Source organism: Psychrobacter sp. MES7-P7E (assembly GCF_002863645.1).
Taxonomy (GTDB): domain Bacteria; phylum Pseudomonadota; class Gammaproteobacteria; order Pseudomonadales; family Moraxellaceae; genus Psychrobacter.
This window is the reverse complement of sequence record NZ_PJBU01000076.1, coordinates 46,050-58,356: the sequence shown is the minus strand read 5'-3', so window position 1 is coordinate 58,356 and position 12,307 is coordinate 46,050. Positions and strand designations below refer to the sequence as shown.

Sequence of the window (12,307 nt, the reverse complement as noted above, 5' to 3'; positions counted from 1 at the left end):
TATCATATAGCGCGTAGTCCTAAAAACCCTTTATACCTTTCTATTTTTTGGCTATCGTTACTTAGCAATTAGAGGGATATAAAGCAGATTAATAGTCGGCTATAGTGCTTGGCATCATAGCATATATTTTACCAAACTTCCCTTATCTTACACCGACTTGCCGTCATAAAAACAATCTTATAGATACATATATGCGATGCCTGTCTGTTTTATATTTATAGAAGCTTAAAGCAAATATGATAGCTACCCTTTTGCTAAACGCTCTTTATCCGTATGAGAGGTGGATACCGTATTATCTAACTCAACCTCTGTCTTAAACCGTGTCAATCGTAGTGCATTCATGAGTACTGAGATGGAGCTAAGCGCCATAGCAGCCGCTGCAATCATCGGATTCAAAAATCCAAATGCAGCAAGCGGAATGCCAAGACAGTTATAAATAAAGGCAAAAAACAGATTTTGTTTAATATTGCGCAGCGTTGCTTGAGCGATTTTTTGTGCCGCATCGATATGCATGAGCGACTCACCCATTAGACGTGCAGAGGCACTATGCTGAGCGACATCAGTCCCCTCAAACATTGCAAAACTGGCATCGGCAGTAGCCATCGCTGGCGCATCGTTGACGCCGTCTCCTGCCATCGCTACCTTATGACCAGCAGTTTGCAATAGTGCAATTTGACTGGCCTTGTCACGTGGGCTCATCTTGCCATAAGCCTTATCAATACCCAACTGCCCTGCTACATGATCGACGACGGACTGCTTATCACCACTCATCAAGATAACATTGATACCCGCATCTTGTAGTGCAGCGATTGCTTGCGGCGTATCTGCCTTTAAGTCATCAGCTAGGGCAAACGCGCCTAGTGGCTCATCGTTGATACTAATCGCAACGGTACTGGCAATTTGCCATACTTTTGGCATGAATCTTGGTAACGTCAAGTTCGCAAACTCTGCTGTCCCAACTTTTATCAGCCCAAGCCCTTCGATACTTGCTTGTATACCAGCGCCTTTTATCACACTAATATCAGTCACATTAAATAGAGACAGTTGACGGTCTTTAGCTGTGTTTACCAGAGCAGTTGCTAATGGATGACTGGCATGCGCCTCGACACTGGCCGCAATCTGCAATACATCGTCCACAGCAAGCGATTTATCCACCATGACATGATCGACGATAGTAGGTTTACCAATAGTCAATGTACCTGTTTTATCGAGTACTACCGTATCTATATTACCTGCTGCCTCAAGACTTTGCGCATCCTTGAACCACACACCATGACGCGCAGCAACGCCCATACCCGCCATAATTGCCGCTGGCGTGGCCAAACCAAGTGCACAAGGACAAGCAATGACCAATACCGATACTGCGTGCATTAAAGCAGTATCAACCATACCTGTTAGCCACCATGTGACCCCAAAAGTAACCAACGCAATCGTTACCACTACAGGCACAAAAATAGCCGTTACTCGATCCGCGAGACGCGCTAGATTGGCTTTTGAGCCTTGTGCATCACTCAACGCTTGTACCATATCACCAAGCTTAGTATCACTGCCCTTCGCACTGACACAATATAGCAGACTGCCATTCTCTACTAAGGCACCTGCCAGCAATCCATCGCCTTGCTCTTTTTTGAGAGCTACCGACTCGCCAGTTAAATGACTCTCCACGCACCAACCGCTGCCTTCTATGACGGTACCATCTGTAGCGACGCGGCTGCCTTGCTTTGCACGTAAGACGTCATCCACTTGCACGTCAGACAATGCAATACGATGAAATTCACCATTTGGCTGCTGCTGCTCTACTTCATCAGGTGTCAATGACAATAATAAATCAATACTGTTTAGGCTGTGCTTCTTGGTACGTTCCTCAAGATATTTACCCGTACGTACAAAGGCAATGACCATCACCCCTGCTTCAAAATATACGGCTGGGCTGTTACTAGCACCGTGTCCACCCAAATGCCCACTTTGCAACAGACTGTTTAAAGTACCATCGCCGTGCGTGAGCCATAGATAAGTCGAATACGCCCATATCGTCATTGTACCAATGACCACTAGCACATCCATATTGGCAAGGCCACCTTTTATAGATGCCCATGCGCTCTTATAAAACGGTAACGCTAAGCCAAACTGTACTACAGTCGCTAAAATAAACTGAACCCAGACTGGCGGCATCCACGCCATACCAGAACCCGTCAACATACCTGCCATACCCACTAAAAATGGCACCAAACAAACCCATAATCCGATCAAACGCCATGGGTATTGAGTGGCGGTATCTTCGTCAGTCTGAGCAAATAAGCTATCGGCTGCCTGCACATTGGCCACAAAGCCTGTTTTATTTACCCACTCTGTCACCTGTTCGGGCGTCGTCTGGGTTGGATCATAATCAACATTGGCAGTCTCGCCAGCAAAACTCACACTTACCTCGTACACTGAAGGCTTTTTGTTAAGCACTTTCTCGATTCTTGAGGCGCAGGCCTGACAAGTCATGCCATCAATCGCTAATTGCAGATGCGCTCGTTGCGGGGTCAGTGGCGTGTTGGACTCAACATCAGTTTCGACATCATAAGACTCATCTTTGGTAGTACGGGTGGTATCGTTCATAAATAAAACTCGTCATGGTGCCTATAAATTCGTAGGAACCACGATAAAATATCAGTGGGTAGGCAAAAAATTCAAATAAAGCAATTAGGTTATATCGTATTCAGTATGAGCATTTTAGACAAAGTAGCCATGTATCAAAGTATCAAAGTATCAAAGTATCAAAGTATCGAGACTGAATACTCGTAATCGTTAATCATTAAAAAACCAGCTATCATGCTTGTAATAACATGTTAGCTGGTTTTTTACATAGAAGATGAGATTTATGAGTTAGCAACTGTCGCCTCAAATCCCGCATCGTCAATAGCTGAAGCAATAGCCTCTGCACTGGTTTTGCTATCATCAAAGGTTATCGTCGCTAGATTATCAGCGAGGTCAACGGTAATAGTTTCTAATCCATCAATATCGGCTGTTGCCGTATGTACGCTTGCTACGCATCCGCCACAAGTCATACCGTCAATTTTAATAATACGTGTTTGATCTGCCATATTGGGCTCCTTATTTTTATTAGTAATGAGCAACTCTAATAGTGATTCTGTTAATGCTTACTTTGATATTTTTTAAGTTATCAAAGGAAGTGCAACTATCAAAGCTACATTAAATAAGCATAAGCCCTATTATCCTCGACAACAAGACCGTTTGGTTGTTGCTTTATTAACGAGATGCTATTAACAAGACAGGAAATTATCAATAAAAATGCAAAAGAGCGCATCGACAAATTTATAGCAATAGCTATTTGTAATTATAAATTGTTATGGTGCGGGTTCTGCGGTGAATCAATCGGAAATGGCTGAGTCACATAGTCCACCATACTAATCGCTGCTGTTAAGGCATGGATACTAGTATCTGTATCATCATAGCTTACCGTTGCGACATTATGCTTAGGATCCAAATTAATAGCCGTCACGCCTGAGATATTCTTAAGCACAGTCATTACGCTATCTAAGCCTTCTTCATCATCGATATTTTCGATGCTTACTTGCGCCATCTGAATTGCCATTATATAGCCCTTTTATTACGTACCGTATCAATGAGTATCCAATACTTCAAAACCTTTGACCAAATCATCAATTTTCTTAAGCTGACGTAAGAATGGCTCTAGTTGGCTCATACGCAGCGCACATGGACCATCACATTTTGCAGTTTCTGGGTTTGGATGCGCTTCTAAAAATAACCCTGCCAACCCTGTCGCCATACCTGCACGTGCAAGGGTGGTGATTTGCTCACGGCGTCCACCGGCGCTATCACTACGACCGCCCGGCTGCTGCAAACTATGGGTTACATCAAAGAATACCGGTATATCCATCTGCTTCATGGTATCGAAGCCTAGCATATCAACGACCAAATTATTATAACCAAAGGCACTACCACGCTCACAAAGGATGAGCTTATCGTTACCACCTTCAAGGCACTTGTTAACGATGTGACGCATCTCATGTGGGGCTAAAAACTGGGCTTTTTTAATATTGATAATCGCATCGGTCTTCGCCATCGCATGCACCAAATCCGTTTGACGCGACAAAAATGCTGGCAACTGGATAATATCCGCAACCTCAGCGACGGGCGCGGCTTGATACGGCTCATGCACATCAGTAATAATCGGCACTTGGAACTTTTCTTTAATTTGCCCTAGCCAATCGATACCCTTCTCTAAACCTGGGCCGCGATATGAATGCAGACTTGAACGGTTGGCTTTATCGAAACTGGCTTTAAAAACATAGCCGATACCCAAACGCTGGCAAATCTCGACATACTGCTCGGCAATCTCGAACGCCAATTCTTTTGATTCTAAAACATTCATGCCACCGAACAATACAAATGGCTGGTCGTTGCCTATATTAATCGTATTGCCACTTGGCGTCGTAAGCTTTATATGCGATTGTGCAGTTAATAAATTTTCCATAAAGTAGTGACCCTCATTATTGTTATATACTGTTGTTATGAACAGTTATTATTAATATTACTCTCCCATATTGTAACCGATAGCCCAATGAATAAAAGTATCCAAGCGTAATTACATCTCGCTGATACTGTAGATTACTTAATCAAACCACTATTGCTAGGGCGTGTCCTCATTTTAAAAATGGTGATAAAAATGAGATAAATTGCAGTCAAACAAGGAAAATAGCGCAGATAATATCGGGATATTAACCAGCTATTTAACGATGTTTGGCAAAATTTAGCCATTTTTAGCCCGTTTAGATATGATCAATTGAATTGAGGACACGCCCTAGAAAAAACTATTAAAAAATGGCTAAATAAACAGTCAAAAAAAAGACCAATCCGCAGATCAGTCTTTTCATTTATATTAAAAATTCATTTTAAAACAGTAAAGCTTTTAATATTATTTAGTGTCGCTATAGATTTTTGCGGCTTTTACAAAGCTGTTAAACAGTGGATGACCACCACGTGGCGAGCTGGTAAATTCAGGGTGGAACTGTACCGCAACGAACCAAGGATGATCAGCAATCTCAACCGACTCGACCAAATGCTGCTTGGCAGAATAACCCGATATCGTCATGCCTGCTTGCTCTAACGGCTCGATATAACGGTTGTTCATCTCATAACGATGGCGATGACGCTCAGTGATATTGCTAGCACCATAGATTTGGCTCAGCTTGCTACCAGCGACCAGCTCAGCTTGCTGTGCGCCTAAACGCATGGTGCCGCCAAGATCTGAATCATCACTGCGAATCTGTAGCTCACCGCGCTCATCTAGCCACTCAGTGATGAGACCAATGATTGGCTCAGCCGTTTTGCGATCAAATTCAGAAGAGTTGGCATCGATATTCATCACATTACGCGCGTATTCGATGACGGCCAACTGCATACCTAGACAAATACCTAAATATGGCACATTGTTTTCGCGAGCATAAGTAATTGCTTTCATTTTACCCATAGTACCGCGCTCACCAAAGCCGCCTGGCACCAAGATAGCATCGGCATTATTAAGCTGCGCCAACAAGCTATCGTCATCCTCTAAACGTTCGGCATCGATATAATCAATCTTCACATCTGTCTTGTGAGTGATACCCGCGTGCAATAATGCTTCATTAATCGATTTATAAGCATCAGGCAGCTCGACATATTTGCCGACCATTGCCACGGTAACAGTGGATTCAGGATTGAGCTGAGCTTCAACAACTTTGTCCCAATCACTCAAATCAGCTTCAGGCACATCAAGACCGAAACGCTCACAGATTAAATCATCAAGATCTTGCTCATGCAAGGTACGCGGGATTTGATAAATACTTTGCGCATCTTCACACATAATCACCGCACGCTCTTCAACATTGGTAAACAATGCAATTTTGCGACGGTTGTCTTGTGAGATATGGTGGTCAGAGCGGCAGATTAAGATATCTGGCTGCAGACCGATAGAACGTAGCTCTTTTACTGAATGCTGAGTAGGTTTGGTTTTGGTTTCACCTGCACTGGCAATATAAGGTACGAGCGTCAAATGCATTAGCATGGCGCGATTGCGTCCAAGCTCTACTTGCATTTGGCGTACCGCTTCCATAAAAGGAAGTGACTCGATATCACCGACCGTACCGCCAATCTCGATAATGGCGATATCATAGCCTTCGCCACTGGCAAGAATTTTACTTTTGATTTCATCAGTGATATGCGGAATCACCTGTACCGTACCACCCAAATATTCACCGCGGCGCTCTTTATTCAAAACGTTTTGATAAATACGGCCACTGGTAAAATTATTACTCTTACTCATCTTAGAGTGGCGTAAGAAGCGCTCATAATAGCCCAAATCCAAATCGGTCTCAGCGCCATCTTCGGTGACGAACACTTCGCCATGCTGGAACGGACTCATCGTACCTGGATCGACGTTGATATACGGATCCATTTTGGTCATCGTCACGCTCACGCCACGTGCTTCAAGGACTGCGGCAAGAGAGGCTGCGGTAATACCTTTTCCTAGTGAGGACACTACCCCACCGGTCACAAATATAAACTTGGTCATAGTACTCTGTCGGTAATTGGTAAAGAAGGATTTTACTAAAAATACGCTACAAAATATAGGGCAAAAGCGCAAACTCTTTAAAACACTCAGTTTTTAACGCTTAATTGTCATAAGTGCGTAATCATCGTAAATACGTAGCTATTATAACCCACTGCGGCTTTAAAAAGGTCACAACAAAAAAACTCACCCCGAAGGATGAGTTTTTTATAATACGTTTTCTAATGTTTAGATTAGAATTTGTATTCAATACCCGTACCTACAATCAAGTCATCTTTGTTATTGTCACGGCTGATTTGCCCTGCATAAATATGACCCGTGGTCGCTTTATTGAATGCATATTCTCCACCAACTGCGATTTCATTTACATCAGCATCTTTTACGCCTTTTTCGTCAGTGGTATTAACATACTGTGCTTTAACTGCCCAAGGTGTTGCACCAACTTTATATTTACCACTAATTAGCCAAGATTTTTCATCTTCACTGGCTTTGTTAACGCGGTTGTTGTTAACGATGCTATAATTATCGTAGTATTGGCTTTGTTGGTATAGAGCACCTAAAGTTAAGCCCGAAACCATATTCATTTTGCCCATATCTAAACCAGCAACCAAACGCCACGTATTATCAATCACGCCAGTATTTACATTGTTAGCACCCATGTCTTTGTCATAAGCACCGGCTAGATAAACACCATTTTTGTCATAGGCTAATAAAGCAGAATAACCGTTATCTTTTACTTTTCTATCACGATAGACTGCAGGCTTCGCACCAGATGCTGCGGAAACGAGAATATCACCGTCGGCATCAGTTTCTGATAATGCGGTAGCTGCCATAAAACTCACTGGCATACCGACAATAACAGGTGATTGATAGGCCACCATATTGTTAGCACGGTATTCACCTGAAACACCCGCATTTTTAATATCAAATAAGCTATCATTAAACACGTCAACTTTGTTTTGTGCAAGTTTCAATGGGGTATCATGGCGTCCCGCTAGTACAGTACCTAAAGTGTTGTGGGCTAAGCCTACATAAGTATTACGTGATCTAAACTGTTGGCTATCGTCATCAACATCAATACCATATTCCAATTGATAGACTAATTTAGTGGTATCAGTAAGATCATCTTCACCTTTAAAACCGATACGTGATTGATTAGAGTTAAGTTTAAATGTATCTTCATCTGTCTTGTTAGCTGCATCGTAGTCTGTACTAACATAATCTAAGGTTAAAAATGCTTTACCATATACAGTTGGCGCAGCATGGGCAGCAGAAACTGAAAGTGCAGCGACGGCTGTGGCTAAAAGTAATTTTTTCAAAGGATATCTCCACTTTACGATTTGAGTGATAAATGGTCTAAGATCATTAGATATATAATGGCAAGGTCCTATACCTTCGAAACCATATATATAGCGAGCCATAAGAACTGCTTAGACATAACTTTACCAAGCAAATATTACAGTAAGATGAAAAAACCAAAGTTTACACAAATGTTATTATTAATTTTACGGATTCTGTTATTTAAGACACGCTGTTGTTCAAGACACAGTATTGATTACAAAACAAAAAAACCCACCCCGAAGGATGAGTTTTTTATAATACGTTTCTAATGTTTAGATTAGAATAAGTATTCTAGACCGCCACCGATAGCGAGTACATCAATATCACCACGTAAGTCGATTTCATTAACCTTGCCGTCTTCGTCTCTCGAACCAAAACGACCATTGTTTAATTCCGCTGAATTTAGACCAGCATAGGCATGAGCGATCATATTATTTTTAAACGCATATTTGCCACCTACAACGACTTGATTTGAGTCATTATTCTCAAGACCACTGATATTGTCGGTTTTGTCATACTGAATATAAACAGAGGCTGGACGGGCAAAATTCGAAAGACCCATTTCAGCACTCACCACTAAACCGTCCTCTGTTGCAGTAGTAGTACCGGCATAGTCAGCTTCTTGATATAGAACGCCTAACTTTACAGGAGCTGCGATATATTTACCTAAATCGACGCTAGCACTGCCACGGATAATATCACCACTAACACTCATGTCTTGCTCATAAGCAATACCAGCGGTAATGCCTGTACCTGGATCAAACATCAATGAGGCACCATAGCCTGCGTCACGATCACTCTCAGATATAAAGTCTTCATCAGCACCATACATCAGCGCAAGCGCTAATGGTAGGTCATTGTATTTAGGCGCTTTCCAAACGATTGAATTATTGATACGGTTACCAACGGTCGGGGTCAAAATATTAGCAAAGCTGTCGTTGTTGTTCAGAGTACTAGAGCCAAGATTATCCCAATAACCTTCATTAACTGATACGTTATTGATATAGTCAATGACTGTGTAGTTACGACCAAAGCGGAATTCACCGAAGTCTTTATTTTTTAAACCTAAATAAGTATCACGACTTTTGAAGCCAATGTTATCGCTACCACTATCATCAACTTGAACGCCGTACTCTAATTGGTAAATTACGTCAGTGTTGGCCGTTATCGCTTCAGAGCCTCTGAAGCCTAAACGTGAAAGCTTAGAATTAACTTGTAATGAACCGTTGTCTTCATTAATTCTGTTATTATTATCCATATTCTGACCATCAATTTCAGCATTAACGTAATCAGTAGTAACGAATACTTTACCATAAACGGTAGGTGCTGCCTGTGCTGCAGATACAGATAGGGCGGCGATTGCTGTCGCTAAAAGTAGTTTTTTCATGGGGGTATCTCCACTTTACAATTGTAGTAATGAGCAAGCTGTGATTAGCTGGCGCCCATAATGGTATCGTCACAAATCCTCAAAGATATAATGTGTAACTGGCTACCGAGATTAGTCAGAAACAAGTGTGGCGAATTTCTATTACAGTAAGGTAAAAAACCATGACACACATGACTGGGATTAAACAACGCAACTGCCATGTAACGTTTGGTCTTTATTGCTCCGTGCGTAACATCCGTTACCAAACTCATACTTCGAGTACAAGCATAACAACTTTGACATAATTTGCAACATATTTTTTTGCCTTTTCGATACATCTATTATCAAATAACAGATACTTTATTTTACTTGAACGATTGTTAAAAAACTTCCACTTACTCAATTAGATACAAATAATATTGGTTAATATGATTACTAATATTCTTAAATTTTTATAATAAACATCGAAAAATAGTCCAAAATAAAGCGCTATTTACTAAAAAATAAATAGCGCTAATTAAGAAGTTAATAATCCATTTGAGCAAATTTATCAGTTACAAATAAGCAAGACTGACTGGCATACTTGCTCATCAAGTATGCTCAAATACCTGTCATATTTAGTCTATTGTTCTAAGCGTTGGCTTTAAGATCCAAACGTGCTTGATGCAACAATGGTTCAGTATAACCACTAGGCTGCGCGCGTCCTTTGAATACTAGATCACAGGCGGCTTTGAATGCATAAGAGCTATCAAAGTTATCTGCCATTGATTGATAGTCATCATCGCCTGCATTTTGCTCATCAACGACCTTGGCCATGCGTTTCATCGTATCCATCACTTGCTGCTCACTAACCACGCCATGATGCAACCAGTTGGCAATATGTTGGCTTGAGATACGCAAAGTAGCACGATCTTCCATGAGACCTACATCGTTGATATCAGGCACCTTGGAGCAACCAACGCCTTGATTTACCCAGCGTACGACATAACCCAAGATACCTTGAGCATTATTTTCAAGCTCTTGCTGCTTCTCTTCTTCTGTCCAATTGGTATTTTTTGCCAATGGAATGGTCAAGATGTCATCCAAGCTAGCACGCTCGCGTGATTTTAGCGTGTCTTGTACATCGGCTACGCTTACTTGATGATAGTGTATGCTATGCAAGGTAGCGCCCGTTGGTGATGGTACCCACGCAGTGCTAGCACCAGACTTAGGATGAGCGGCCTTAGTATCCATCATCTCTTTCATTTCATCAGGCTTGGCCCACATACCCTTACCTATTTGCGCACGACCTTGTAGGCCTGTCTCTAGGCCGATATCGACGTTCCACTGCTCGTAAGCAGGCTGCCATGCTTGCGATTTCATCTCGCCTTTTGGTACAAATGGACCTGCATTCATGCTGGTATGCATCTCATCACCAGTACGATCTAAGAAACCTGTGTTAATGAATATAACGCGCTCTTTGGCTTGGCGGATTGCTTCTTTTAAGTTGACCGTCATACGGCGCTCTTCATCCATGATACCGATTTTGAGCGTATTGCGCTCTAGACCTAGCAAGTCCTCTGACGCATTAAATAAGTCATTGGCCATTTTAACTTCTTCAGGGCCATGCATTTTTGGCTTCACAATATACATTGAGCCTTGACGTGAGTTTGATAGCTCGTTTTTGCCTTTGATATCATTAAGTGATAATAGTGGCGTGATTAAGCCATCCATTAAGCCTTCAAATATTTGCTCTTGACCATTGCCTAAATCAACCAAAATAGCAGGATTCTGCATTAAATGACCGACGTTACGGATTAATAATAGTGAACGACCTGGCAAGATCAGCTTACCACCATCTGGCGTATTATATTCACGATCTGGATTTTGCTTACGCGTACGCGTTTTGCCACCCTTTTCAAAGGTTTCCTGTAGGTCGCTATTCATCAAGCCAAGCCAATTACGATAGACTTCGACTTTTTCTTCTGCATCTACCGCAGCGACTGAGTCTTCACAATCCTGAATGGCTGTCATAGCCGATTCAAGCAGTACGTCCTTGATGTTTGCTGGATCGTCTTTGCCCACTGGATGGTTGCTATCGATTTGAATCTCAGCATGCAAGCCGTTGTTCTTTAACAGCACACCTGTAGGAGCTTCAGCGTCACCAACAAAACCGACAAACTTAGCCGTATCTTTTAGCTCAGTACTGCTATCACCTTGTACGACTTCTAGCTTGCCATCGACTACTTTAAAACCAGTCACATCATTGTAAGAGCCTGATACTAGTGTGAAGTGTTCATCTAAGAACGCTTTAGCATACGCGACAACAGCAGCACCGCGAGTAGGATTATAGCTACCACCCGCTTCTTGACCATTGTCACTGCTGATAACATCGGTACCATACAAAGCATCGTATAAGCTACCCCAACGTGCGTTGGTCGCATTAAGCGCATAACGAGCATTACGAACTGGTACGACTAGCTGCGGCCCTGCGATGTGCGCGATTTCGTCATCGACGTTTTTGGTATCAACCGTAAATGCTTCGCCTTCAGGTAGCAAATAACCAATTTCTTGTAAAAATGTCTTATAAGCTGGATAGTCGATTTCGCCATCTTTTGCAGGATTATCTAGATGCCATTGGTCAATCTGTGCTTGAATCTTGTCACGAGTTTCCAATAGTGCTTTATTGCGCGGGGTAAACTCTTTAATAACCTTTTCGAAACCTGACCAATAATCGTCTGAATCCACACCGACTTTCGGTAATACTTCGTTTTCAATAAAGTCATATAACTGCTGATCGATGGCAAGACTGCCTTTTTGAATACGATTGGTGTTAGAAGACTGGCTCATATTGTTATCCTTATCTGTTCGTGAGGGGTACTAATACTGAGTTGTGACAGTAACTGTTTAAGATTTTTTAATCTTGTGAGGTTTAAAAGTTCATATTTCATTCGTTATGGAATCTTTGATTCTCTAATTTTTCTGAGAAGATATATCTACAATTTTTATGTTCTAATAAAAGATGACCTATTAATATTAGACTT

The 12,307-nt window shown here is 41.9% G+C and carries 8 protein-coding genes; all 8 read right to left on the bottom strand.

Translation table 11 applies throughout. The features are described from left to right. Positions 1 to 243: 243 nt before the first annotated feature. Complete coding sequence (locus CXF62_RS04395; RefSeq protein WP_102093069.1) at positions 244 to 2,604, bottom strand: heavy metal translocating P-type ATPase; 2,361 nt, start codon at positions 2,602 to 2,604, stop codon at positions 244 to 246. A gap of 260 nt (positions 2,605 to 2,864) precedes the next feature. Beyond that, on the bottom strand, positions 2,865 to 3,089 hold the full coding sequence (locus CXF62_RS04390) for a heavy-metal-associated domain-containing protein (RefSeq protein WP_057761178.1): 225 nt from the start codon (positions 3,087 to 3,089) through the stop codon (positions 2,865 to 2,867). Positions 3,090 to 3,343: 254 nt separating this feature from the next. Further along, positions 3,344 to 3,601, bottom strand: coding sequence for a heavy-metal-associated domain-containing protein (locus CXF62_RS04385; RefSeq protein WP_102093068.1), 258 nt, complete (start codon positions 3,599 to 3,601; stop codon positions 3,344 to 3,346). 27 nt (positions 3,602 to 3,628) lie between these two features. Beyond that, a complete protein-coding gene (gene kdsA / locus CXF62_RS04380) occupies positions 3,629 to 4,504 on the bottom strand; it encodes a 3-deoxy-8-phosphooctulonate synthase (protein ID WP_102093067.1) in 876 nt (291 codons plus the stop codon). 441 nt (positions 4,505 to 4,945) lie between these two features. Next, entirely contained in the window at positions 4,946 to 6,580 is a 1,635-nt protein-coding gene (locus CXF62_RS04375; RefSeq protein WP_102093066.1) for a CTP synthase, read from the bottom strand. 230 nt (positions 6,581 to 6,810) lie between these two features. After that, positions 6,811 to 7,896, bottom strand: a complete 1,086-nt coding sequence (locus CXF62_RS04370) for a porin (RefSeq protein ID WP_025651346.1) — start codon at positions 7,894 to 7,896, stop codon at positions 6,811 to 6,813. Positions 7,897 to 8,195: 299 nt separating this feature from the next. After that, positions 8,196 to 9,305 carry a porin gene (locus tag CXF62_RS04365; RefSeq protein ID WP_102093065.1) on the bottom strand — a complete coding sequence of 370 codons (1,110 nt, stop codon included), beginning with the start codon at positions 9,303 to 9,305 and terminating at the stop codon, positions 8,196 to 8,198. A 609-nt stretch (positions 9,306 to 9,914) separates the two neighbouring features. Beyond that, complete coding sequence (locus CXF62_RS04360; RefSeq protein WP_102093064.1) at positions 9,915 to 12,113, bottom strand: malate synthase G; 2,199 nt, start codon at positions 12,111 to 12,113, stop codon at positions 9,915 to 9,917. Between the last annotated feature and the right edge of the window lie 194 nt (positions 12,114 to 12,307).

Coding starts and splice junctions, on each gene's coding strand:
- CXF62_RS04375 (WP_102093066.1), bottom strand. CDS start 6,580: ATGACCAAGTTTATATTTGTGACCGGTGGGGTAGTGTCCTCACTAGGA.
- CXF62_RS04365 (WP_102093065.1), bottom strand. CDS start 9,305: ATGAAAAAACTACTTTTAGCGACAGCAATCGCCGCCCTATCTGTATCT.
- CXF62_RS04385 (WP_102093068.1), bottom strand. CDS start 3,601: ATGGCAATTCAGATGGCGCAAGTAAGCATCGAAAATATCGATGATGAA.
- CXF62_RS04390 (WP_057761178.1), bottom strand. CDS start 3,089: ATGGCAGATCAAACACGTATTATTAAAATTGACGGTATGACTTGTGGC.
- CXF62_RS04395 (WP_102093069.1), bottom strand. CDS start 2,604: ATGAACGATACCACCCGTACTACCAAAGATGAGTCTTATGATGTCGAA.
- kdsA (WP_102093067.1), bottom strand. CDS start 4,504: ATGGAAAATTTATTAACTGCACAATCGCATATAAAGCTTACGACGCCA.
- CXF62_RS04360 (WP_102093064.1), bottom strand. CDS start 12,113: ATGAGCCAGTCTTCTAACACCAATCGTATTCAAAAAGGCAGTCTTGCC.